The organism is Mesobacillus foraminis (genome assembly GCF_004340465.1).
GTDB lineage: Bacteria > Bacillota > Bacilli > Bacillales > Cytobacillaceae > Mesobacillus_B > Mesobacillus_B foraminis.
Window position 1 is genome coordinate 59,948 of the sequence record NZ_SLVV01000013.1, and the last position, 24,513, is coordinate 84,460.

Sequence of the window (24,513 nt, forward strand, 5' to 3'; positions counted from 1 at the left end):
TTTCGGATAATGGGGGGTCATTCTTCGGTATTATTTAAAATATTTTAAAATAAAGTAAAGATAGTCAATGATAAAATTTATTACAAATAGAAAAAGCCTGTAGATATTCCTACCTACAGACTTTTTTGTTTTTATTGAGGTTTGGATCCTGCGATTATAGAGCGGAAGTCGTAGCTACCGGATTGAAGCTCATAAACCGCTTTTCCATCCTTGAATTCTACAAACTTAACACCTTCCGCCTTTTTAATTGGCTGATTCCCTTCTTTAATCGTATTAACATTGTTTGTCGGAATATAGAGGGTTGCTGTCGTATTGGCCGGTACAGTCGCTTGGTATGTTAAAGTACCATTTTTAACTTCCCAGCCACTCTCAATCTTACCGTACAATGACTCAAAGGAACCCTTTGAAGTTGTGATCCGCTTATCATTGTCAATCGTTGGCTTAAGGATGATATGCTTGAATCCAGGATTTGCTGGGTCATTAGAAATACCAAGCATGTCACTGTACATCCATTCACCAATGGCGCCATATGAAAAGTGATTAAAGGAATTCATTCCAGCTGGACCGAAACCATCCTCTTTGGAATAGGAGTTCCAGCGTTCCCAAATTGTAGTGGCGCCATTTTTAACTGAGTATAACCAAGACGGCATCTCATCCTGTAAAAGCAATGTGTAGGCTAAATCAGACTGTCCATTTTCACTTAACACTGGTGCTAGTACATTGATTCCTAGGAACCCAACGGAAAGAGTATTTTCTGCATAGTTTACCCTTGAACTTGTCGGATTAGCTGCCTTATACTCCTCATCATTACGGATATTACTAACCAGCAAATCAATCATTTGTTGTTTCTGATCTTCGTTATCATACAGTCCCAGCTTCAGTGCCCATAACAATGAAGTTTGTGCATTATTCTCACCATCGCCACCCGTTCTGTTTCCTGCCAACAAGGTTAGACGTCCATTGGTAGGATCCATCACGATATAGTTCTTGATAAAGGCATTCTTAATATTGGCAAACAATCTCTCGTACTTTTCTGCATCTTGAGTATAGCCCAGTGCTCTTGCCATTTGAGCCATTAGCTTGGCATCATATGCATAATAAGCATCGCTAATTAAGTTATGATTGGCTCCAGAAATTCCGTTGAAATTAGCTCTTTGGAAAGATAACCAATCCCCATAAAAACTGCCCGGACCTTTATAAGTATCTCCTGTTCTTTGGTATATCAAATCCATGTACTTCTTCATGCTTTGATATGACTTTTCTATAACCGTGGTATCACCGGTCATTTGCCAATGAGTCCAAGGAATAACTACTCCTGCATCTGACCATCCTGAGTCTGGATTTTGAGATCTGCTGTACCGTGTACGTGGTATAGTTACTGGAATGGAGCCGTTATCATATTGATTAGCTACAATATTGTCGGCAAAGTTTTCCATGAAGTTATACGTATCCATGTTATAGAAGCCCGTTTTCGCAAATAATTGTGCATCCCCTAGCCAACCAGCACGCTCATCCCTTTGAGGACAGTCAGTAGGTATCCATAGATAGTTGCCCCGTTGACCCCATTCGATGTTGCTAATAAGTTGGTTGACATCTTCGTTTGATGTCTCAATTTCACCAGTTACATCCACTGCAGATGTCGCAACTTTACCTGTTATGTTCTGGACTTCGACAGAAGCGCCTGGCGTTACTACGCTTACCTCTACATATCTGAAACCAAAGAATGATAGGGAAGTCTGATAGGTCTCTCCTTCTTCACTTCCTTTCAAGGTATAGGAAGCGGAAGCCTTTGCTGATCGAAGATTTGCCTGATAGATCGACCCTTTTGGACCGTCTGCATTCTGGCTGTCATCATTCAGCATTTCTGCGAACCTTAATTTAATCTGTGTGCCGGGTTCTCCCTTTACAGTAATATTAGGCACACCAACCATGTTTTGACCAAGGTCATAAATGACAGTATCACCAGCGGAAACTTTCACCTTATAATCTTTTGCTGTATTACGGTCATTATTGGTTCTTGAAGAGTCTATTTGGATTTCGCCTTTGCCGTTTTTGCTTGATTCTTGATTAATCACGCCTGTGGCGGTTGTGACTGAGATCGGTTTTTGATCTAGGTTATCAACAATTTGAGCCGTTTTTCCGTTATAAGAAGTGACGGTTGCAGCTGGGTATTTTTGTTTATAAAAGTGTTCTTTTACGCCTTTCCAGTTGGAGTCATCAAAACCACTCTTATTCCAGTTTGAAATTTCCTTGGTTGCATCATAGCTTTCTCCATCATAGATATCATTAGCTACATAAGGACTGTCATTAGAAGCCTTCCAGCCGGAAGTAGTATCGGTGACAATCGTCTCGGTGGAACCATCCTTGTAAGTGATTAGCATTTTTGCTAGCAATGCAAGATCATTCCCTGTTGAACTATAGTATTCTGCACTGCTAGATATCCTACTGTTGTACCAGCCATTTCCTAATACAGCAGCCAAAGTGGCACTATTTTTGCCTTGTAAATAACTCGTTACATCATAGGTCATATAATTAATATTCTTATGGTAAGCAGTCCAACCGGGTGCTAGTAACTCGTAAGTTTTACTGCCATCTTCATTAGCAATACCTAATTTTTCCCCGTTAATATAGGCATCAAAAACACCTAATGAAGAAACATATAAACGAGCACTCTTTACTTCACCCTTTAATGGAGTTTCTTTACGTAACATAGGAGCGCCTTTCTTTTCCGTGCTATCTAAGGAAATCCATTTAGCGCCATCCCATCCTTCGACTCCGTCTGTACTCAACAAGCCGGTTTCAAAATAAGTAGAATCTGTCTCCAGTTTATTACCATCTTTATCCCAGATAATAACTTTCCAATAATAACGAGTGGAAGAAGTAAAGGCTTTACCACCGTATTCTACCGCTACAGATTGATCAGACTCGACTTTTCCGCTATTCCATACATCCGCTGCATTTGCTGTAAGCTTTTCCGGGCTGGTTGCAACAAGCAGTTGATAGGCGGTTTGTTTTTGTCCGCGTTGATTTGAAACCATCTCCCAACTGAAACGGGGTTTTTCAGAATCAATTCCGAGTGGGTTGCTTCTATACTCCACTTTTAAATCTACTACCTTTGTTTCAATAGTTTCGGTTGCCGATACACCAGATTCGACTGCTCGGACCGGAACACTAGTACTAACCACCCCAGGAATTAGTAAAGTCATAGCCATGGTAACATTAATTGCAAATCGCTTTGAAACTCTTACTTTACTGTTTTTCATAGTCTCCTCCTATTAAAACGATTCCTTTTGGCATTTCTTAATAGTTTAATCTACAAAATTAGTAGTTTAATTTGCATTACCCCCTTCTTTTAAATATCAGAAAAACCAGTTTCGTAACTGGCCGAACTTAAACTAACTCCTAAATTCTCCGCTAGCAGGGTCTTACATAATTTTTGCTTTGATTCTTTCACTACTGGTTTTCCTCCCTTTAGTCTTAATCTATAAATTTGTTTACTTAATGCCTCCCTTCTATTTAATCCTTTATACAATCAGCCAAAGAGACTGTTACAAAATAATTAAAGTGAAAATCGGAATGTACTGAAAAATTTGCCGAAATAAAACTAACGTTTCCGTTGTAGTTGATTTCCTGATAGATACACAGGGAATTCCCTGGTGATGCCTCTAAGTTCAGTACAAATTCTGATGCTATCACTCCTAACATGTTGTGATTTCAGTAACCAGTCATTTTATTTATACCGTAACAGTATTTTGAATCCGCTTTCATTTATCATAATCAAACTTTTGGCTTACGTGTAGGAGATGATTTTCGGTTTAGGGGGTCTATTTTCTGATATTTATAAAAAATAAAAAAACTCCCGGAAAAGGGAGCTATCTTTGTTCCAATATTATTTCTCTTTGTACTTTGAAGGGGTTTCCCCATGCTGTCTTTTGAATAATTTACTGATTTGGCAGCAGCCAAATGTGAGCCAAACATGTTTAGTAAGCTGATAAAAAACCTTCTCTAAAAGTTGGTTATTGTGAAAAAAGAAAAGCATTTTTTGTTTACTTTGAGCAAAAATATGAGCATTTACCTTTATTCCACTATACCTATATATATTAAGGCTTTATGATGATTATTTCATTATGCCGCCCCTAAGGAGAGAGTATGTATATCTTTAGCAGGGTGTGCGTAGAGTGCGGTTTAGCAAGGTTTTTCTAAATTATTTCTGTAAAATCTTTAACGAGGTTTTAACGTTTTCACTGGATTACGTTAGCTAGAATTCGGTATTTGTATTTTTTATTTTACATAGTTACAAAGTTTACCGATTTGCTCTACTTCAACAACTACAGTATCACCAGACTTCATTGGGCAACTTCCAGAAGGTGAACCGGTAGCTAAAACATCACCCGGCTCTAGTGTCATAACCTGTGAAATCCAACTAATTAGGAAAGGAATTGATAGTGTCATCTCATTAGTGCTACCATCTTGTACAACTTTGCCGTTTAGAGTTGTTATTATTCGTAAATTTGTTGGATCAATACCTGTCACAATACATGGACCTAACGGGCCAAAGGTATCGAAACCTTTTCCGCGTGTAAACTGAGGATCAGTTTTTGTAAGATCTCTTGCAGTTACATCATTAAATACAGTACAGCCAAAAACATAGTCCAACGCCTCTTCTTCTTTTATGTTTTTACAGCGTTTTCCAATTACAACAGCCACCTCTCCCTCCATCTCCACCTGCTTGGTTAAACCACTTGGAGGAAGAATGATTTCACCATGATCGGGAATTACAGACGATGTAGGCTTTAAAAATAAAAACGGTTCTTTAAGATAGGCTGTACCTCCAGTCTCTTTTGCATGCCCAGCGTATGTCCAGCCAAAATTAACGATTTTTGAGGGTACTACCGGCTCCAGTATCTTTACATCACTATATTTAACTCTTATGCCATCATATCTTAGCTTACTGTTAACAATTTCTGTAAAATCACTAGTCAATTGTAAAATTTCCTCGCCCTGAACAAATCCGTAAAATACTTTACTGTTATGATTTTGATAACGAACTATTGTTTTCGTTTTTTGTAGTACCTGCGTCACCATCGCGAGATCAACTCCCTTATTTACTAATGAATCGGACCTGCTTGCTGATTAGTTCATATTGTTCTCCTTTCTTTTTATTGAACTCCACCTTTTTTGATGCATTAAATAAAGCCACTTAAAAGGAGTCCCATAGCTGAGACCCCTCTCGAATTCAAATGTTCAAAAAGTTACATTACTTTTTTTAAATCTTCTGTATCCTCAGCCTCATTGTTCTGGTCTTTGCTTGCGATATCATATTTTTCCGGGTTTCTTGCTACTTTCACTAAGGCGAAGACGGTTAACAGCCCTAATATAAGTGCAGGTACGCCTCCTAGGTTGGAAAGCATTTTGATTCCGTCAATTTTAGCGAAGCTAATCATGATCCAAGAGATAATTCCAATCGCCGCACCCCAAACCACTTTAATACCCAAGCCGGCTTCAGGGCTTTCAGGCGTAATTCCAGAAGAACTGATTCCGCCCATTGCCGAGATATTGGAGTCGGATGCCGTTACAAAAGAGATAAAGACGACAAACAGATAAAAAGGAATAACCAAACTAGACAATGGTACATCTGCTAAAACTGAATAAAGCACGGATTCCGGTCCTTGGTTCGTTAAGATATCCCCTAAGGTTCCTTCCGTCATCTGCTTGTGAATCGCCGTGCCTCCAAAGATTGTCATCCATAGAGCACCGAAAGCGGAAGGGAACACAAAATTCACCATAATAAACGCTCTTACGGAATAACCATAGGAGATTCTTCCAAGGAATAAGGCTGTAATGGCTGCCCATGAAAACCAGTTAGCCCAATAAAACACTGTCCACCATTGTGGCCACGGGTCAGCAGCTCCAGCACCTGTAAATAAGCTTTTTTCAAAAAAATGAGTAACAAAGTTTCCAAAGGATTCCGTTCCTAGATTGACGATATAAGCTGCTGGTCCAGCAACAAACATAAATAGGACGATCACAATATAGACCTTCATATTGATATCGGATAAAATTCTAATCCCCTTCATTAAACCGGTAGAAGCAGAAAGAATAAACGTTACCATGACCACGATAGAGATAATGGCCCAAAGGCTGGGAGTACTCGCAATACCTGTTAAGTAATTCACTCCACCAGCTAAGTTCAAAATACTGGTTCCCATGGCTGCAGCCATTCCAAGCGCTAATGTATATAAACATAATGCATCAATGGTTTTTCCCCAGCCGCCAAATATTTTATCGCCAAATAGCGGTGATAAGGTTGAACTTAAACTGAATGGCTTGCGCATATTATAATAAGCAAAAGCGAACATAAGTGCAGGTACACAATAAATGGCATATGGCGTCACCGTCCAGTGAAGATACATGGTTGACATCGAGAAAATGGCAGCCGCTGCGCTATTTGGTTCGATTCCTAGAGACTCAGGCGGAGCCGTTACATGATAGATCGGCTCAACAATTCCCCAAAACGTTACACCTGATGCAATCGTCGTACAAAGAGTAATTGCCAGCCAGTTTGATAACTTAAGCATCGGCTTTGCATCTTTTCCACCAATTTTGACTTTTCCCAGTGGTGAAAAATAAACCCCTACAACCGTTACTAGCATAATCAAGCCGCCTAAGCTAAATAACCAACCGACATTTGCCAGCAGCCAGTTATTCGCGTCGGTTGCCATTTTAATGAAGCCATCTCTGTTGAAAAAGCTAAAAAGAGCGGCAGCAATCAGCAACAAAAACGGCGGCCAAAAAACGCTGTGCCTTAAATTTAAATTTTTCATCCAATAATCCCCCTTGTTTCTTGACAATTTAGAAATATCTCGATATATAAGTCGCCAGAACATACTTGGAACGCTCCGGCTTCTTGATAACTCTAATCTAGTAAGGTCTTAGTTGAAGATTGGATGAGTAAGCTTAAAAATCTCATCTGTATGTTTTCTCACCTGTTTAACGACCGTATCGTTAACCGTGTTATAAAGCACGTGATTATTGGGATTCGGTAAAAACGTTTTTTGCGTTTTGACCATTGTTTCTACTGCATCATAGAAGTCACTATAAATAGATAGATGCTGGCAGACACAGATTGCAGCTCCTAGACAGGCAACACTGCTGCCTTCACGTCTATGGACAGGTAATCCAAACAGGTCGGCAATAATTTGCATCATCAAGTCACTTTTTGAGCCACCGCCGATTACCACCACATCATTTAGTGTTACATCAATTTCCGCTAGCATATCATCAATATTGTTCTTAATATTATAGGAAATCGCTTCCAAAATTGAGCGGTAGATATGGAATTTCGTATGGCGCTGATCAAACCCCATCATGATCCCTTTTCGATAAGGTTCAGATGGTGTTGATAACCAGTCGAGAATCGTAATCAGGCCGTCACTGCCCACCGGTACTTCCTGTGCTTTCCTGTTCAAGTATTCCTCTTCGGATACTCCGAGCTTGCCTGCTTCTGTAACGAGCTCTTCACCAATCAGCTTTTTAAACCAGCTCACGGTCCACATTCCACGCCTGATGCCAGTTGATTCATACACATATTTAAATGGAATACAGGCGAGCGTTGGGAAAAAATTCACTGCATTTTCCTTATATTGATTGCGTAACAACATCGACGAAATGAAGGTACCAAGAGAGATCATAATAGTCCCATCGTGCTTAATTCCAGAACCCAAAGCCTCTACCGCTTTATCATTGGCTGTAGCTACAACTGGGATGTCTGGATTCAATCCAAGCGCATCAGCCAGTTCCCGCCGAAGCGTCCCGAGCTTTTCCCCCGGCTTAACCAGAGTAAATACCATCTCTCTTTTCAAGCCATATGCCTTAAATACTTCCTCGTCCTTCGACCAATCAAGTGTTTTATGGTCTAACGGCCAGTGAACTTCATAATTAGCAGCCGTGTCCTTTAATTCCCCTGTCAATCGAAAGCCTAGATACCCAGAAGTAGTGGTTACATACTTTACTTGATCATCAGAATGGACATATGGTTTGTTTAAACGCGAATCCATCCAACTTATCACAGGATAAGCCAACTGGCCATCTTCCTTTAACAACACCCGGCAGCAGCGAATGGTACAAAGGCCAATCCCGGCAATCTCTTGAGGATTGCCGGTAAAATTGGCTAGACAATTTTTCATTGCTCCATATACACTGTCCCATAAATCATCATCGGGATGGATGACGACGCCTGGTTCCGGGGATAGCGTTTCTTTTAATTCAAAGGCTCCAAATGCAACCTCATTGCCTTCGAAATCATAAATGGCAACTTTAGTACTCTGCGAGCCATTATCAATCCCCATTACATAACCGCTCATATAGCCAGCCATCCTTTTTTATCCTTTGATATATTTTAGGCCTTCTTCTTGAGGGAAGATGGTGCCAAAATTCATGATACCATTCGGGTCAAACGCTTCTTTTAATTTTTCCAGCATATAGTAAGCAGAACCGTGCTCTTCTAGTGTCCACTCGCTGCGGTATTTTCCAATACCATGGTGATGACACATGGATCCACCAAGCTTTAATGTTTCTTCAACAATAATGGTTTGGATAGGATGATGATAAATTCTCATTTCATCCTCTGGTTCACAATTAATATTGTAGTTATATACAAAGTACATATTTGTTCCATTTAAATAGCTATGAGATGAGTGACCGCCAAGCATGGTGATATCTTCAATCCGGTCAAATTCTTCCCTCACTCTTTTGATTACATTGTGATAAATCTTTGTGATGGTTTCCCAGTCAGCGGATACTTCGGTTGTATAGCCATCATGCTTATCATGATTAATCATCGTTTGAATCTCATGATCAATATGACCTTGTGTCCAATTCAAGTTGTTGAACCAATTTTCGATGTAATGGTCTTCTACTTTTTCAACAATGCCTTCTTGGAATTTAGCGACTGCTTCTTCAATTGCTTCATTCGTCGCTTTGACAATCCCTTTTGGTCCTTCAGCCATAAAGATCAGTACACATTTGTCTTTGTAGAAGTGAGAAAAATGTTGTCTTGCATCTTCTTCCGAATAGACGCGTGCCACAGAAGGTCTAAATCCGTTCGTAATGACTTCTCTTAAAATGTGAATCCCTGTATCCATATCCTTGATTAAATAACCGTGGAATGCATTGTTCTCAGGATAGTATTTAAAAATTTTCACTGTCACTTCAGTGATGTAGCATAATGTTCCTTCATTACCGATGACGATGTGTCGGATATCAGGTCCGCCAGCTCTTCTTGGCACATTTTTAATTTTAGAAATGTGTCCGTCCGGGAAAACACATTCTAATCCGACAACCATGTCTTCAATCGCACCGTAAAGAGTTGAGAACTGGCCAATACTTCTTGTGGCTAGTAACCCGCCAAATTGGGCAACTGGCTTTGACTGCGGAGAGTGCCCTGTTGTATAGCCAATTTTACGAAGCTCATCTTCTAATGTTTGCAGCTTTACACCTGCTTGAACCGTTGCTTGCATATTATATGGATCGATTTTAATGATTTGGCTCATTTTTGAGCCATCAATAACTACTGCAATTTCCTTCCAGTTTTCAAGACCGCCTTCCGTAGCTGTTTTCCCGCTTCGAGGAATCACATTGATCTTGTGTTTATTGCAGAACTGTAGGAGGGATTGAACTTCTTCTGTAGAGTGTGGATAAACAATCGCCATTGGCATAGGAACATCAAGAACCTTTTTAGCCTTTGCATATTTTCTATAACGGTCCGCTGATGCATCATAAAGTGCTTCATGATCGGTATTAATTTGTTCTAGTGAGATAATAGACTCTAATTCTTTTAATAACTGCTCTTTACGCAACATCGTTTCTTCTTTCAATAATTGATTATTTGTCATCGCTGCATTTCCCCTTTTCCATTTCTATAGTCGGTTATCGTACTAAATATCCGCCATCAACATTTAAGAGAGTACCATTTACATAGTTGGAAGCATCTGAAGCTAAATAAACAACTGCACCCATTAAATCTAAGATATTCCCCCACCGATTGGCTGGAATATGATCCAAGATTCGTTGATTCGCTTCTGGGTTTGCTCTTGTCTCGGCTGTAACCGCCGTAGCAAAATACCCAGGTGCAATTCCGTTGACTTGAATATTGAATTGAGCTAACTCATCACAATAGGCTTTTGTAAAACCTGCTAAACCATGCTTCGTTGCTGCATAGGCTGGTGACCATTGCCCGCCCAGATAGGAGAACAAGGAACACGTGTTAATGATTTTCCCGCTTTGTTGTGGAATCATGTACTTAGCCACTTCATGTGATAATTCGAAAGCGGCTGTTAAATTGATTGAAACCATTTTATCCCATTGAAGTCTAGTAAACTTCGTCACGTCTGGTTCATTGATACTGATACCTGCGTTATTCATGAGGATATCGATTTTTCCAAAAGTACGGAAGCATTCTTCTGCAATCTTTTGACAAGCCCCGTCTTGAGTCACATCTGCTAGCATGAGATGATACCGAACACCCTCTGCTTCAATGAGGTTTTTCGTTTCATCATTGTCCCCAGCGATGCTGACCGCAAAAATATCTGCCCCCGCTTTTGCCAGTGCTAAAGCAAAGCCTTGACCGAGTCCTGAATTTCCTCCGGTGATGATGGCCACTTTTCCTTTTAAGCTAAAAAAATCCATTGAGAAGTCTTTGATATCAGTCGTCATGTTTAACCCTTCTTTTTAGAAAGTTTTTAAAATTAATAAGGTTAATATACAATAAACAACCCTCTATGTAAACGATTTCTATAGAAAATTTTCTAAAATAAATTAAAATATTTTATATTGTGGAAAATTTTCCACTTTGGTATACTTTCATTACAGAATAAAATAGGAAGTGAGGGAAAGGCCATAAATATTAATGTAAACAAGTTAAATGACCTGGAGCTTTCAATCCATAACAAACTCTCTGAAATTATAAAAGAGAACGATAACCTAAAAATTTTAGAAGCGGCAGATTATTGTCAGGTGTCTTCATCCAAAGTATCTAAGATGGTAAGGAAACTAGGATTTGAAAACTTTAAACAGTACAAACAATATCTTAGTGGTGAGCCTATCATTCACGAGGATAAAACCATTTCAAGTGAACTTGAACGATTAAATCACTTTATTAATCATTTTGACCAGACATTAGTGGATGAGTTTATCACCCTTTTTAACAAATACAACCGAATTGTTCTTTTCGGTTTGGGCCCATCCTTTATTTGTGTAGAATACTTTGCTTATAAGCTGGCTCTCGTTTCTGCAAAAAACATTTTAGTGTCCCAAGGGGAAGATCACGCGCAGCATTTGGTTGATGAGGATACGCTATTGATTGTTTTTTCCGTAACCGGTAAATTCACCTCTTTTGAAAACCTTTTCGAAAAAGTGAAGGCTAAAGGGGCTGAAAGCTTATTGATTTTGGAGGAATACGACAATACCTCGACTTTAAAGGCAGATCATACGTTTTACTTAACCCAATCCGCTCAAAGTGATAAATTACTACCGTACGAAAAAACTAGAACCATATTTTTTATTTTCATCGAAGAAATTATGGCCAAATTAATGTCCGAACGAGATAGCTAAAAAAACAGACCGTCTAGTCATCAGACGGTCTGCTTCCTTTTATTAGATAGTAACTACACTATCAGTAGATTTTAGTTGTTCCTTTTGTTCTTGTGATGAAAACTCAACGACGGTTCTACCGACGTTGATGCAGTTGCAGTCATGGAAGCTATCGAAGGCTTGATTAATATCGTCGAGTTGAATGCGTCCAAGGATGAGCTCATCCAGCATAAATTTGCCGTCCAAATAAAGTTGAGCAATCGTAGGGAAGTCGCGATATGGCTGTGTATCGCCATAGAAGCTGCCCTTTAAAATTTTTCCTACTCGATGGAAGCCGCCTGCTGGCAATTGGAGTGCTGCAGCTGGGTTGAATGCTCCAACGACCACCACGGTGCCGCCTTTTCTTGTCCCTTTCCATGCACTTTCTGTCGCTCCTGTATGTCCAGAGCAGTCGATCGCAAAATGCACACCGTATCCGCCTGTCAACTCTTTTAAGGCTTCTTCCGCATTTTGTTCAGCGACATCGATCGTATGAGTCGCCCCGAATTTTTTCGCGATCTCAAGGTTAGCCACTTTCATATCACAGGCAATAATTTTTGCCGCACCTGCGATACGTGCCCCTTGAATGGCGTTGACACCGACTCCCCCGATGCCGAATACCGCTACGGTCGAACCTGGTGTTATTTTTGCAGCATGAACGGCTGCGCCGTACCCTGTCGCCACTCCGCAACCGATCAACGACGCTTGGGCCAGCGGCATGGCATCAGGAATTCTTATACATGAAAGCTCCGGTACAACGGCATATTCTGCAAAGGTAGACAATAATGAGTTGTGATAAATCAATTCGCCATTTTTACTTAAACGGGAGGTTCCGTCCAATAGCGTCCCTTCAAACATAGGGCCGAATGCTGTTTCACATAGATGGACATTCCCTGTTACGCAAAACTCGCACGTTCCGCAATAAGGGGCCCAGCTTAAAGCAACCTTATCCCCCACTTTTACTTTCGTTACATTAGGGCCCACTGCGGCCACAATTCCTGCTCCTTCATGGCCAAGAATGGTGGGCTTCGGAGTGGTTTCGTCCCCTAAGGCATTTAAATCGCTGTGGCAGACGCCTGTTGCCCCCATTTTTACAAGAACTTCATTCGCTTTTGGTTGTGCAAGTTCCACTTCTTGAATTTGTAGTGGTGTTCCTACTCCCGTCATGACTGCAGCTTTCATTTTCATCTCTTACGTTCCCCCGTGTCCTCGGAATTTTTAATAAGCAAACCAAATTGCTTTTTGTTTTGTATATGATGACAGGGAATGAACCGCGTACTCTTTTCCCCATCCGCTTTGTTTCAAGCCGCCAAAAGGACTGGCAAAATCATAACAGCCATATTTATTCACAAAAATCATCCCTGCTTGAAGCTTACTGGCCACACGGTGTGCTCTTGATACATCATTTGTCCAAAGACCTGCCCCAAGACCATAGATTGTGTCGTTAGCCATGGCAATAACTTCTTCTTCTGTTTCAAAGGGAATAATGCAAAGAACAGGTCCAAAGATTTCCTCTTGCGCAATTTTCATCTTATTGTCTACGTCAGCAAAGACCGTAGGGCGAATATAGAATCCGTTTGCATTTTCCCCTGTCATATCCCGCTCTCCACCAGCTACTAATCTAGCACCTTGGCTTTTTCCACTTTCGATGTAGCCTAAAATCCGTTCCATATGCTCTTCAGAAACCTGGGCACCTTGATTGCTCTTTGGGTCGAATGGATCTCCTACTACATAGCTGTTTGCTAGTTTCGAGATGTCTTCAACCACTTTTTCGTACACATCTACATGAGCAAACAAACGAGTTGGTGCTGAACATTTCTCCCCTTTGTGTGTAAACAACCCATAGAACGAACGCTCAATTGCTTGATCTAGATTTGGCGGGTCGTTAAAGATAATGTTAGGAGATTTTCCGCCCAGTTCAAGGGAAACTGGCTTTAAGTTTGAATCCGCAGAATTGTGGACAAGTTTCTTCCCGATATCCGTGCTTCCCGTAAAGGCTACTTTATCAACGCCCATGTGAGTGGAAATATTCTGTCCTGTCTCTCCATCCCCAAGGAGCAGGTTGATGACTCCTTTTGGTAAGAGGTTGGCGCCATCGATTAATTCGAACAGACGAATCACCGAAAAAGAGGTTTTTTCTGACGGCTTTAATAAAACCGTATTTCCCATTGCTAAGGCTGGTGCAAGCTTCCAGGCAGCCATATCGAGCGGGAAGTTGAAAGGAAGGATTTGACCGCACACACCAATCGGATCTCTGGTTGTAACGCTTAAGAAATTTCCATCAACAGGGTTGTTTTCCCCATAATATTTGTCTGTCCATCCTGCATAATATTCAAAAATATCAACGGCTTCTCCCACCGCATCATGATAGGATTCCGTGTATAGCTTCCCGTTGTCCAAGGTCTCAAGCGTAGCCAACTCTGCACGATGCTGATCCATTAAATCGCTGATTTTCCGCAAAATTTTGGCACGCTCTTTACGAGAAACGGTACTCCATGCTCCATGTTCAAACGCGTCGCGTGCAGCTGATACTGCCTGGTCCACATCCGCTTTTGAAGCGGCTTGGAAATTACCAATTACTTTACCATTTGCCGGATTGATGGATTCGATGAATTGGCCGCTTGTGCTATCCATCCATTCGCCATTGATATATAGTTTTTTAGTTGTCTTAAGCCATTCCTTAGCCCATTCCAGTTTCGGCTGTTCGATTCCTTCAAATACTTTACTATTCATTGCTTGTGTCACGTTCATTCCCTCCATTTTGAATCATATTCTTTATTTCTTCTTTTCCTTTTTCCTTCACTAACCGAGCAGTAGCAGTGTAGCCAATCTTTTCTTTTAACTCGACAACCACAGGGATTAAGCTGTTAGCTAGCTCCTCACAGCGCTCTCGATTGGCTTCTGTACCTGTAATACATTTCTCAGTAAATGTAGTAAGTGCTTTTTCAAGCATCACCATCGCATCTAAAATATTGGCACCCGCTGCCCCTTCAAATACGTTTAGCCCTAATTCTCCATGTTCCAGTGTGGTCTGGACGACATGATCACAGCCTATTACTTGAAAGCAGCATTGAATCAACGTTTCCGGTATGACTGGATTCACTTTTCCAGGAAAAAAGGTGGACCCCGCCTGCACAGCCGGCAGCTGAATTTCAGAAAAACCTGCTTCCGGTCCAGATGATAGAAGTCGTAAATCCTTTGCTAGTTTCAGCAAACAGGAAGCAAGTATACGTAATTCACTTGAAACCCTAGCTAGGTCATCGATGTTTTGAGCCGCATCATATAAATTTTCACGATGGGACAACTCCATCCCTGAAACCCCACAAAGTTTGGATACTACTCTGTCCCGATAGGCTTTCGGAGCTCCAACCCCTGATCCGATTACTGTACCGCCTAGATTAATAGAGTGAAGTTTTTTGACTGCGTCTTCTAATGCAAGGACCCTCCGTTTGATCACTTGACTATACCCTCTGAAGGTCTCACCAAGCTGAACCCTCATCCCGTCTTGCAAGCATGTACGGGCAATCGTTGTCACGTCTTGGAACTCTCCTGCTTTTGCCTTCACTACCACGACTAGTTGGTCTAATGCTTTAAAAAGCGGTTGAAAGCTTTTCATGATAGCTAACCTTATGGCCGTGTGACACACATCAGACGTCGACTGGGAAGCGTTTACATGTTCAGCAGGATGCACGGGAGAATAGCTTCCTCTTGGGTACCCGAAAGATTCATTCGCAAGGTTGGCAATGACTTCGTTCACATTCATGTTGGTGCCAATTCCGCCGCCCCCATGCAAAATATCGATGGGAAATTGCTCATGGTGATCACCTTGGATTAAACTGTCGCATGCATGTATAATGGCATTTCCAATTATTTCGTCAAATACCCCTGCTTCCTGATTGGCGAGGGCAGCTGCCTTTTTGACCATGCCAAGCGATTCGATATATGTAGGATACTGGCTCAAAGTACGGCCAGAAAACGAGAGGTTTTGTATCGTTCTCACCGTTTGAATCCCATACAGAGCATCCTTTGGAATTTCAATGACCCCAAAATAATCCGATTCTTCCCTCATTAACAGCATTCAAACCATCCCCATATGAGTCTATTTCTATTGTTATTTTTTTGTTCGTATTGTGAACATAATGTTCATATAAGGAACTTTAGTGCAATTGTAAAATGGAAAATCATTTGTGTCAAACAAAAATTAAAAGTTTTCGGAAATATTTAAAAGGTTAGATTATGGTAAGGTATTTAAGCTATAATGAAAGACATGAAAAAGAATAGTGAATTACAAAACAAGGAAAAAACTAAACAGGAGAATACATCCGTTCAAGCAGTGGGCCGTGCATTATCGTTGCTCCAAATCGTAGCAGAAAGTAGCAACTCTATATCCATTGGCGACTTAGTGGAAAAATCCAATATGAATAGAACGACTGTATGGCGCCTCATAGGTACGCTTGAAAATTATGGGTTTGTAGAACGTGATCCGTTAACGAAAGGGTACCAGCTCGGGATTTCAGCTAATCGACTATCCGCACAAGCAACAAATCATTACGGTTCACTTATCCGACGTGCGCGTAATAGTATGGAGAAATTGAGAGATGAAACCCAAGAAACCGTTCTGCTGAGTGTACCAAAACATTATGGAACTTTAACTGTTGATCAAATTGATCCGGTGCATAGTGTAAGGCTGGTGGATTATGTAAACGCACACTTACCCCTTCATTGTACGTCTAATGGAAAACTGCTTTTAAGCTTGCTCCCTTCTGAAGAACTGGACATTATATTGGGACAGCCACTTGAAAAGGTTACACCGTTTACCATTACAAACCCTGATGAATTACTTGAAGAGATTCAAATCGTACGAAGACGAGGAATTGCTACATCTGTTGGAGAATTGGATGAAAATGAGAACGGCATTTCAGCTCCTATTTTTGATCAGCGAAATAATCTGATTGCATTTATTAGCGTTTGCGGTCCAAGCTTTCGCTTTACAAAGGAAAAAATGTTAGCATTATCGGATCGAATAATCAGTGCCACACAGGAAATTACAAAACACCTTGCATTAGGGAACTAAAATTGGGATGGTTCTTCTTTCCAATATGTATAAACCAAAAGAAGCGTCAATAATTCGAAGTCGAAACATTAAATCAGTAACTTATTTATAGAAAAGGTTAAAGCCCTTCCGTCTTGGAAGGGCTTAGCTTATTAATACAAAATAAATTTAAACCTACTTGTGGCCAAGGATATAGACCACTCTGCAATAATGCCGTCCTTATGTCTCCAGACTGAATTCCTCCAATTATAACCTATTGCTATCTTATTTCTCATGTGCGCTTCATTAATTTCAATTCCAAGGACACCATGATTGGTACTATTATAGGCTCTATTGCGAAAGGTTCATATGCCAGTTAATTACGCAAAAGGTGTGCATTATAATACTATAGTGTTACTGGTGGCGAACCCTCATCACTTTAAGAATGTTCCAAATAAATATAAATATTATTATTTATATTTTTATTAACAATTATAAAAATAATATTATAACCATGGCTGGTCCTGTAGATAAATTGTTGTGAGAAACTCTTTTATTTAGACATTTAAAATAGAGTATCCTATGCAAAAAAAGACTACCAAAGAATCTAGCTGCTATGCCTTATTTCTCTTTACTACCACTGGTAAATTGCTTATAGAAAATTAATTCACAGCAAGATTGCATTTGTAAATCGTGTGAGAACCATTTCCATTCGCATGAAGGATCGGGGGAATTTCCTGTTAATGTGCTCAGTTTTAACTTCATTTGATAAGGGAAATTGTTCGGGATACGCTTTCAGGGCAGCATTTCTTTAACTTAAATGAAACGGTAAAGATCAATATGATTCCAATACATCTAGTGCAATAAAAACCCGATTGCAATCGTAAAAACAAGGATTGTCCTCCGGCAATATAACATAAAGAAACCGGACAAAAACTGCCCGGTAAGGTAAGTAAACTATGCAGAAGGAAGTACCTTCTTACGTTTGTCTTGTACCATAAAGAAAGGTTCAGGGATTTGTTGGTTTTCCGTCTTTTTTAATTCACGGCGAAGTATGCGCCTAATCTCTCTCCGTCTATGAACAGCTTTTTTACCCATTACAAAACCCTCCTTAGAATGGGATTAATGGTTATAATTCTCGTTAATATTCAGGGACATACTTTTCATCAGATTCGAAGTAAAAATCGTAGATATTGTCCCCTGCGGTTAATTCTCGGCAAGCGGAACAATAAAGACTTGCAGGCCAAACTCGAAGTGTTCTTCCACAATTGATACAAGAATCTATCATGACGAACGCCCCTCCTTATTGAAATGATGTTTACGATTCTTATATATCAAAAATTAAAAGTAGTGACAACGCCAATGAAAAACGATTTTATGCCATAAATACCGGTTATTATTTATTTTGAGCAAAATTCTACAGAATTCTAAAAATATCTCATTATCTCTATTAGTTCCTTTGTGTTTGGATGCCTTTTTCAGAACGAAAGTAGGTTGCGCCTTTTCATCAAGCATTGGGGATTTAACATTACTAGAATTCACCTAACGTTAATAACCTGTTACCGATTCGATTTTATAGGTCATACTCCGGATATTCTATACCCTTGTTACACCTAACAAGGGTATTCATTAACCTAACTACATTCTTTAAGGTCTCCCGAGCCATTACTATTGAATGAATTAAGGAATACATGAATTAAAAAGAAGCCAGTTTATACCTGGCTTCCTGTGCGAAATGAAATTCAGCCTGACATTGTGGATTGTAGACCTTTAATATCAAAACCTAATGTTGCTATATATGTGATTTTTGATTTTTGAATATAAACTATACAGTAGCTGTTGTTTCCTTTATAAACAAGTCCTTAGTTTCCATCGAAATAAGTCGATCCAAAACTTGTGTTGCAATGGGATGAGTTCCATAATTCTCTTTCAGCTTCCAAGTAGTCAAGGTGATGGTCCCTTTTCCGCATCTTTGTACAATTAAAGAACCACCAACCTGGCCGACCCACCCTTGAAAGTATCCTGAAATCACTCTAGAGGATCGGGCGATACCAGGACTCCCAAACATATTGATGCTACGGCGGCTTCCAGGTTTTTTGTAGTCACTGAATGGGACAACGTAGTCCGGGATTAGTAGGTCGACCTCCCACCCCATTTCTGGATGTAAAGGGATCCCAGGAAAATGATTAGGATTAACGAAATTAAAGGAAGAGGCACGAGGCCAACTTTCCCCTTCAGGAAGTTCCCTGAAAGTGTAATGTCCTTTGTTCTCAATTCGATCTCCTTCTTCGGCGAGAAAGACAACTTTTCCCCCTTTATGAACGAAATTTAGAATCTCTTCGTCCAGGGTGTCGGTAATAACTGTTAGATTCTCGTCTAAATAATCGATTGTTTCATAACCGTTTAAGTCTAGTTCCGTTAATATCTGTTTATTCAGAGCGTAAACGGAAATCTCCCCTTTACTTCGCTTGATTCTTGGCGTAATGGTCATCTCCTCTTTATTTGTAGCAAGAGTTTGGCCGCCTGTTGTTTTTAGGAGCAGCTCTAACTGATGGAAGCCCGGCAAGGTCACCTCCGGAACTTGAAAGGAAATAGGATCGTTAAGTCTGGTGATGGCTTCTCCTGATGAATTTACGGGTATGCTTCCGCTAAGTTGTGTGCCTGTAATGGACCATTCAACCGCCCCTTCAAAAGGTCTTAAATGGTCATTACATACGATAATATCCAAGTCCACCATTTCCCCTGACCATACATTGTTGGCCATTTTATCTATCAAAACTGTGATGGGACCGTTAAAATCGATCAGTCGCTCGAATCCTTCCTTTGGATTTCTCAGGTAATCAAGCCACCCATTGGTCTCCCACTCAATATCTGTAAATTCTGTTACTACATATCCCGCAATACTTGGTCGCTTCCTCATTTCCTCAATGACCGATTTAACAGCCCGAAACATTCGGTTTTGAGATGCAACCGCTAAATTTTCAAATGAACCAAAGGTTTCATCCAATTGATATTTTGTGAAGTTTTCAAGATAGGTGGTCGGCTTTTTGTAGTCCTCCTGATGGGACTCTTCCCCCTGATTAATGAACCACCATGGCACTCCTTCGTAATGTTCCTTTAGCTTTTCGACACTAGGTAGTCCCCAAACGCCAAACTCAGAAACAATGATTGGTTCCCCCTTAGATTCATATCCATCAACAAAGTTTTTATCTGGGTCACCGATTACGAACTCATCCAGGTCTTTTTTCCATGATATCAACTGATCCGGACATACAAAATACCTATGATGATCATTTATGTCGGTTTTAACATGAGTCCAACCCGAATTGTCACAAATCAGCCTTGTAGGATCCAGCATTTTGATAGAATCATACATTTCCTCCACATGCTTCTGCTTGACCGGGTCATTGGCCAGATCCCATTCCAACCCCCATTCTTCATTATAGATAGACCAGATGATAATGGAAGGATGATTGAAATCCCTTTTTATCATAGCGGTTAATTCGTCCGTAAACCTCTTGGTTGCCTGTGGGGTGAACTTTACATAGTTAGGCGGTTCAGCCCAAATCAGGATTCCCATCCTATCGGCCCAATATAAATACCGTGGGATTTCCACTTTAATATGTTTTCTCAGCATGTTGAAGCCCATTTGTTTGGCAAGCCTGATTTCTTTTTGAATGTATTCATCAGATGGTGCCACGTATATAGTATCAGGATAAAACGCCTGATCTAGTGCACCTCGGATGTAGACCGGTTTGTTGTTTAATGTGATCCTGCCATCCTCAAAAGAGATCTTTCTCATCCCAAATGTACAAGTCATTGAGTCTTCCCCAATTGCTACTTCCAGATCATACAAGTGTGGATTCTCTAATTCCCACAGGACAGGATTAGGAATATTTAATATGTACTCGATATCGTTTGAAGTTAGGAATTCCTTTTGGGATATTACCGCCAAGTCAGTAGAAAGATGATTACAAACTGTAAATAGTGCCTCAGCGTTTCTGGATAACTTACCATTTACCTTCAACTTTACCTTTAATTGCTCTTTATCAGGATCCGGTATGACCTTAACACTTTCAATAAATGTATCAGGTCTTCTTTCTATACCAACACTTTGCCATATCCCGCTTACTCTTGTGTACCAGCTTCCCTGCTTACCGATCGGAATCTCGGCATTATCTTCAGGATCAAAAACTCTTACAGTCAATACATTCTCTTCATCCTGAAGCAGGACCTTTGAAATATCGAATTCAAAGGGGGTAAACCCGCCTTCGTGTTCACCAATATACTGTCCATTGAGCCAAACTTTTGTGTGATAATCAACCGCCTGAAATTGGAGAAAGATCCTCCCTTCGGTTTCCTTGAAAGGGAACCTTTTCTCATACCACGCAGCTCCATTATAGGTAACAAGCTCCTCTCCATCCCTTTGCCATATATGGGGTACCTTCACCTCGTATCCCCCCGGTACCCCTTCTACATGCCAGTCCCGCCATTCGCCTTCATCCTTTTTGTCCGGTCTAAAGGTCCAAACACCATCTAAACTTAACGTTTTTCTCATCTCTTCTCCTCCTCGTGGATATTATTTAATTCCTGTCATTGCAATACCTTTAATGATGTGTTTTTGGAACAGGATAAACACAATTAATGCTGGTAGACTTGCCAGCATATTTGCAGCCATTGGAATAGTAAGTTCCGCTGCATATCCGCTCTGGAAGAGCGGTATACCGATAGGCAAGGTCATCATTTTTTCATCGCTAATCGCGAGGAATGGCCATAAAAAGTTATTCCAGGAACTAATAAATGTAAAAATACCAAGGGCGGCCATAGAAGAACGGGAAAGAGGCAAGAAAATGCTCCACCAAATTCTAAGCTTATTCGCACCATCCATTTCAGCTGCTTCCACAAGCTCCTTCGGAATAGAATCATAGAATTGTTTTAAGATCAACACCCCAAGAGGTGCAGCAACACTTGGAAAAATGATCGAACTGTAGCTGTTAACAAGCCCGCTGTCGACCATCATCAAGAATAATGGAATGATCGTAGCCTCAGTCGGAACCATTAGCCCGGCAATGATTATTCCAAAAACGAGCTTATTTCCTTTGAAAGGGATCGTTGACAAGACGTATGCCGCCATAGAAGTTAACAGCAAGGTTAAAGCGGTCGTCACGACAGCTATATATACACTATTCCAGGTCCATCTCCAAATCGATGCGTTTTCGGAGACATACTGATAGTTGTCCATGGTAAAAGGAGGTTTAATCAGTTCTGTCAGTATAGTCACCGGACTCCCATCCGGTTTTATCGCTGTAATCACCATCCAAAGCATAGGAATCAGCCAGATTATCACAAAGGAATAACTGAAAATATAAAGGAGTGTTCTTCCTGGCTTAATTCTTGACTTGAGTATTTCCATTAGGCATCCCCTCCTCTAATCTTTCTTTGACATAAATTTAAACTGTACGATTGCAAATAGGATCATAACCAAAAACAGCACATAAGACATGGCCGATGCCACACCCATTTCATTGCTTCTGAACCCTGTTTCGTAGATATACTGAACAAGGGTTCTAGTCGAGGTGCCAGGACCACCGTTAGTCATGAGGTAGGATTGTCCGAATAACTTGAATGAAGCAATCGATTGGAGGACGACAACTAACAAAATAACACCTTTTAGTAAAGGGAGTGTGATGAATCTGAAACAGTGCCAGCTGTTAGCTCCATCAATACGTGCTGCTTCGTAATAATCATCCGGGATTTCCTGTAATCCGGCTAAGAACAGAACCATATTGAATCCCACTGTCCACCATATGGTTGCTAGAAGTATTGATAACCACGCAAGGTTTTCACTATCAAGCCAGAAAATTTCTGTGGTTATCCCTATAGATTTAAGCACAGCATTCATGAGACCGGTATAAGGCTGGAGGACGAATACCCAGATACTACTGATGACAGAGATTGATAGAATATGAGGAAGAAAGAATGCCGATCTTAAAAATCCTGTACCCTTAAGTTTGGCGTTTACGATTAATGCCAATAAGATTCCTGTTATTACGAGTGTTGGTGTGGAGATAACAACGAAATAAACTGTATTGCTCAAGGCTTCCCAGAAAAAACTATCTTGAAAAATACTTTTGTAGTTACCGAAACCTACAAACGTCCTCTCATTCCCAATGGACCACTCGTATAGGCTGATGATAAAGCCTTTTACAATGGGGTATAACATAAACCATGAATAAAACAATAAATATGGCGATAAAAACAGCCAGGCAAACAGGTTAAGCGATAATTTCTTCTTGTTTGACAACAAACCTATAACTTTATTCGCTTTCCTTTTTTTTTGTTGTTTTTTGTTTTCGTTGACTATCGATACTGGTTCCACACTTTTACCTCCTTCTTTCAAAATCGGAATGAATCATACCCATTTTACAAAGGGGGCCCCTGGGAAGGGGCGACCCTCTAATCTTATTATTTAGATAGCAACTGATTAACTTCCTTTTCGGCTTTGGTCATCACTTCGTCAACCGAAGCCTGTCCATTCATCACTAAATCAAAGTTTGCACGCAAGGCATCACCTATTGGCATTAACTTTTCGGAGCTAGGCATGAAATTAACATCGTCGATAACTCCTACATAATCCTTTCGATACGGCTGCTCAGTAAATTCCGTTGATTCAATAACTTCAGGTTTACTTGGAACGTGCCCAGCTTTTGACCACATGGCACCGTTTTGGGCAAGCCAGTTTGCGAAAGTGACAGCAGCCTTCTGCTTTTCGTCATTTACCTCCTTCTGGACTGGCAATACGATCGTATGGGAATCTCCCCAGGTAGCTTTTTGATCATAAAGCTGCGGGATGGTGGTCACTCCAAATTCAAGAGACTTGTTCTTTTCATATGTCCCGGTAGACCAGACTCCATTGAAATTAACGGCAGCTTTTCCGGCAGCAAAAATCTCTCCACCATTTTTCACATTTTTAGGCCAAAGTTTATCCTCGTGTACCAAATCTGAAATAAACTGTAATGCTTCCTTACCCTCATCATTGTTAAAGGCTGCTTTTTTTCCATCCTCACTTAGAAGCTCACCGTCCATTTGGCTGTATAGTGCCCACCACATCCAAAATGGGTTATTACCATTTGAAGTCCCAACGAAAGGCATTATATCCTTCGGTGCTTTTTTCTGTACTTGTTTCAGAAAATCTATGAAACCCTCTGCTCCAGGCTCAATCTTGGGGTTACCATCGCTGTCTAATAAACCGGCATCCCCAAGAATCTTCTTGTTGTAAAACATGACCATTGCGTGTGTATCAAGTGGAATGGCCATATGTTTATCGTTGAATACAGTGGCGTTTAAGATGTTCTCATTGAAAGATTCCCACTTGACCCCAGCTTCCTCTGCGATAGGGTCGAGTTCGTAAACCATATCTGAAGGAACAATCTCCCCTAGATATGAAGTGTGTGCCACCGCCACATCAGGGGCTTGCTTTGATACAACGGCCGTGCGCAGCTTCGTATAGTATTCTTCCCATTTCAAATTCAACATCTCAACATGGATATCTGAATTTGTTTTATTGAATTCCTGAACCATGGCTTTCATGTAATCGCCGTCACCCCCACTAAAGGGAACCCAATATTTTAGCTCAATTTCGTTGTTACCGCTTTCATTTTGACCTTCACTTGAGCTTGCGGATTCTGAATTACTGCAACCTGTGAAGATTGATAATGTTAAAAGCATGACGCAAACCAATAAATAAACCTTTTTCATTGCATTTCCCCCTTACTTAGTTTTAATTTTCTGAATTTTAATATAACACGGTTTTATTTTCTATTACAACCTTTATTGTAATAGAAGGTAAAAAA

Annotated in this window: 16 protein-coding genes; 2 read left to right on the plus strand and 14 right to left on the minus strand. The window is 40.5% G+C overall.

Features of this window, described 5'->3' with window-relative positions; all coding sequences use genetic code 11:
• Nucleotides 1-131 precede the first annotated feature (131 nt).
• The 6 genes from EV146_RS21945 to EV146_RS21970 form a co-directional block, all read right to left on the minus strand.
• Complete coding sequence (locus EV146_RS21945) at nt 132-3,263, minus strand: alpha-L-rhamnosidase (protein ID WP_199232704.1); 3,132 nt, start codon at nt 3,261-3,263, stop codon at nt 132-134.
• A gap of 1,018 nt (nt 3,264-4,281) precedes the next feature.
• The gene (locus tag EV146_RS21950) at nt 4,282-5,085 is read right to left on the minus strand and encodes a fumarylacetoacetate hydrolase family protein (protein WP_132010778.1); all 804 of its coding nucleotides are present in this window, start codon (nt 5,083-5,085) and stop codon (nt 4,282-4,284) included.
• Between the two features lie 167 nt (nt 5,086-5,252).
• Nucleotides 5,253-6,824 carry a BCCT family transporter gene (locus tag EV146_RS21955; RefSeq protein WP_132010780.1) on the minus strand — a complete coding sequence of 524 codons (1,572 nt, stop codon included), beginning with the start codon at nt 6,822-6,824 and terminating at the stop codon, nt 5,253-5,255.
• Nucleotides 6,825-6,932: 108 nt separating this feature from the next.
• The gene (locus tag EV146_RS21960; RefSeq protein WP_241994009.1) at nt 6,933-8,375 is read right to left on the minus strand and encodes an FGGY-family carbohydrate kinase; all 1,443 of its coding nucleotides are present in this window, start codon (nt 8,373-8,375) and stop codon (nt 6,933-6,935) included.
• A 6-nt stretch (nt 8,376-8,381) separates the two neighbouring features.
• A complete protein-coding gene (locus EV146_RS21965) occupies nt 8,382-9,893 on the minus strand; it encodes an FAD-binding oxidoreductase (RefSeq protein ID WP_241994010.1) in 1,512 nt (503 codons plus the stop codon).
• A 34-nt stretch (nt 9,894-9,927) separates the two neighbouring features.
• A complete protein-coding gene (locus EV146_RS21970; RefSeq protein WP_132010784.1) occupies nt 9,928-10,713 on the minus strand; it encodes an SDR family oxidoreductase in 786 nt (261 codons plus the stop codon).
• Between the two features lie 117 nt (nt 10,714-10,830).
• Here EV146_RS21970 and EV146_RS21975 point away from each other — a divergent pair, with 117 nt between their 5' ends.
• Nucleotides 10,831-11,610, plus strand: coding sequence for a MurR/RpiR family transcriptional regulator (locus EV146_RS21975; RefSeq protein ID WP_132010786.1), 780 nt, complete (start codon nt 10,831-10,833; stop codon nt 11,608-11,610).
• A 42-nt stretch (nt 11,611-11,652) separates the two neighbouring features.
• On the opposite strand, the gene EV146_RS21980 is transcribed toward EV146_RS21975, so the two are convergent.
• The 3 genes from EV146_RS21980 to EV146_RS21990 are packed head-to-tail and all read right to left on the minus strand — an operon-like array spanning nt 11,653 to nt 15,706.
• Complete coding sequence (locus EV146_RS21980) at nt 11,653-12,816, minus strand: Zn-dependent alcohol dehydrogenase (protein ID WP_132010788.1); 1,164 nt, start codon at nt 12,814-12,816, stop codon at nt 11,653-11,655.
• A gap of 30 nt (nt 12,817-12,846) precedes the next feature.
• Nucleotides 12,847-14,379, minus strand: a complete 1,533-nt coding sequence (locus EV146_RS21985; RefSeq protein ID WP_241994011.1) for an aldehyde dehydrogenase family protein — start codon at nt 14,377-14,379, stop codon at nt 12,847-12,849.
• On the minus strand, nt 14,354-15,706 hold the full coding sequence (locus EV146_RS21990; protein ID WP_132010792.1) for a lyase family protein: 1,353 nt from the start codon (nt 15,704-15,706) through the stop codon (nt 14,354-14,356). The genes EV146_RS21985 and EV146_RS21990 overlap by 26 nt, the downstream gene beginning before the upstream one ends.
• Before the next feature lie 180 nt (nt 15,707-15,886).
• Here EV146_RS21990 and EV146_RS21995 point away from each other — a divergent pair, with 180 nt between their 5' ends.
• The gene (locus EV146_RS21995) at nt 15,887-16,702 is read left to right on the plus strand and encodes an IclR family transcriptional regulator (RefSeq protein WP_241994012.1); all 816 of its coding nucleotides are present in this window, start codon (nt 15,887-15,889) and stop codon (nt 16,700-16,702) included.
• A 915-nt stretch (nt 16,703-17,617) separates the two neighbouring features.
• On the opposite strand, the gene EV146_RS27225 is transcribed toward EV146_RS21995, so the two are convergent.
• The 5 genes from EV146_RS27225 to EV146_RS22015 form a co-directional block, all read right to left on the minus strand.
• Nucleotides 17,618-17,758, minus strand: coding sequence for a hypothetical protein (locus EV146_RS27225; RefSeq protein ID WP_158287171.1), 141 nt, complete (start codon nt 17,756-17,758; stop codon nt 17,618-17,620).
• 727 nt (nt 17,759-18,485) lie between these two features.
• Entirely contained in the window at nt 18,486-21,218 is a 2,733-nt protein-coding gene (locus tag EV146_RS22000) for a glycoside hydrolase family 2 protein (protein WP_132010794.1), read from the minus strand.
• Nucleotides 21,219-21,239: 21 nt separating this feature from the next.
• Nucleotides 21,240-22,073 carry a carbohydrate ABC transporter permease gene (locus EV146_RS22005; protein WP_132010796.1) on the minus strand — a complete coding sequence of 278 codons (834 nt, stop codon included), beginning with the start codon at nt 22,071-22,073 and terminating at the stop codon, nt 21,240-21,242.
• A 15-nt stretch (nt 22,074-22,088) separates the two neighbouring features.
• On the minus strand, nt 22,089-23,039 hold the full coding sequence (locus EV146_RS22010) for a carbohydrate ABC transporter permease (RefSeq protein ID WP_241994013.1): 951 nt from the start codon (nt 23,037-23,039) through the stop codon (nt 22,089-22,091).
• Between the two features lie 86 nt (nt 23,040-23,125).
• Nucleotides 23,126-24,418: an ABC transporter substrate-binding protein gene (locus EV146_RS22015; protein ID WP_132010798.1), complete on the minus strand. Its 1,293-nt coding sequence runs from the start codon at nt 24,416-24,418 to the stop codon at nt 23,126-23,128.
• Nucleotides 24,419-24,513: the final 95 nt, after the last annotated feature.

Excerpts from the sequence above, each read along its gene's own strand:
- EV146_RS21945 (WP_199232704.1), bottom strand. The coding sequence starts at position 3,263 with ATGAAAAACAGTAAAGTAAGAGTTTCAAAGCGATTTGCAATTAATGTT.
- EV146_RS21950 (WP_132010778.1), bottom strand. The coding sequence starts at position 5,085 with ATGGTGACGCAGGTACTACAAAAAACGAAAACAATAGTTCGTTATCAA.
- EV146_RS21955 (WP_132010780.1), bottom strand. The coding sequence starts at position 6,824 with ATGAAAAATTTAAATTTAAGGCACAGCGTTTTTTGGCCGCCGTTTTTG.
- EV146_RS21960 (WP_241994009.1), bottom strand. The coding sequence starts at position 8,375 with ATGGCTGGCTATATGAGCGGTTATGTAATGGGGATTGATAATGGCTCG.
- EV146_RS21965 (WP_241994010.1), bottom strand. The coding sequence starts at position 9,893 with ATGACAAATAATCAATTATTGAAAGAAGAAACGATGTTGCGTAAAGAG.
- EV146_RS21970 (WP_132010784.1), bottom strand. The coding sequence starts at position 10,713 with ATGACGACTGATATCAAAGACTTCTCAATGGATTTTTTTAGCTTAAAA.
- EV146_RS21980 (WP_132010788.1), bottom strand. The coding sequence starts at position 12,816 with ATGAAAATGAAAGCTGCAGTCATGACGGGAGTAGGAACACCACTACAA.
- EV146_RS21985 (WP_241994011.1), bottom strand. The coding sequence starts at position 14,379 with ATGAACGTGACACAAGCAATGAATAGTAAAGTATTTGAAGGAATCGAA.
- EV146_RS21990 (WP_132010792.1), bottom strand. The coding sequence starts at position 15,706 with ATGCTGTTAATGAGGGAAGAATCGGATTATTTTGGGGTCATTGAAATT.
- EV146_RS21995 (WP_241994012.1), top strand. The coding sequence starts at position 15,887 with ATGAAAGACATGAAAAAGAATAGTGAATTACAAAACAAGGAAAAAACT.
- EV146_RS27225 (WP_158287171.1), bottom strand. The coding sequence starts at position 17,758 with ATGGGTAAAAAAGCTGTTCATAGACGGAGAGAGATTAGGCGCATACTT.
- EV146_RS22000 (WP_132010794.1), bottom strand. The coding sequence starts at position 21,218 with ATGAGAAAAACGTTAAGTTTAGATGGTGTTTGGACCTTTAGACCGGAC.
- EV146_RS22005 (WP_132010796.1), bottom strand. The coding sequence starts at position 22,073 with ATGGAAATACTCAAGTCAAGAATTAAGCCAGGAAGAACACTCCTTTAT.
- EV146_RS22015 (WP_132010798.1), bottom strand. The coding sequence starts at position 24,418 with ATGAAAAAGGTTTATTTATTGGTTTGCGTCATGCTTTTAACATTATCA.